The following is a 551-nucleotide window of genomic DNA, read 5'->3' as shown; positions in this document are numbered from 1 at the left end:
TTGTCGAAAAGAGGTGAAGACAAATGGCAACCAAAAAGACTCACGTATATCGTTTATATCCTGATGCTACTATGGCTCACGTCTTGGACCAGTGGTGTGACTATCGCCGTTATTGCTACAATAAGGCCCTAGAACTGTGGAATTCGACCTATTCGGAATACCGTATGCTAGTCAGTCCAGAGATTCTGGCGGAATTCAAGAAGCCAAAAGAAGAACGGCAATTTACTGAAGAGCAGAAGTTATTTATATCTAGATACTACCCAACCGCAGCACTGATTCAGAAAAAGCTTACGGCAAGCAAACAGTCATGGGAAAAGCAGATTTCTTCTCGTATCCTGCAGCAAGCATGTGCTGACTTGGGCAAAGCGTTCAAGAAGTTTGCCAAAGATAAAGCACTCAAAGTTAAAAGAGGTGCCGGACACCCCATTTTTCAATCTAAGAAAGCCAAACGTCAAGGCTTTAAGTTGAATCAAGGCGTGGTTCTCGCAAAGGAAGGCAACCACGGAATGCTGACTTTGCCTGTCCCAGCACCTTATAAGGGTGAGTGGCAT

1 protein-coding gene is annotated in these 551 nt (G+C 44.5%); it reads left to right on the top strand.

Annotated features, from left to right (window positions below; translation table 11 throughout):
• Nucleotides 1-23: 23 nt before the first annotated feature.
• Nucleotides 24-551: helix-turn-helix domain-containing protein (locus HMPREF3168_RS09320; RefSeq protein WP_246825717.1), on the top strand; the 528-nt coding region annotated here is incomplete at its 3' end.

The sequence above is a fragment of the Lactobacillus sp. HMSC08B12 genome (genome assembly GCF_001808415.1).
Lineage (GTDB): Bacteria > Bacillota > Bacilli > Lactobacillales > Lactobacillaceae > Lactobacillus > Lactobacillus delbrueckii.
This window is presented reverse-complemented; position numbering and strand designations above follow the sequence as displayed.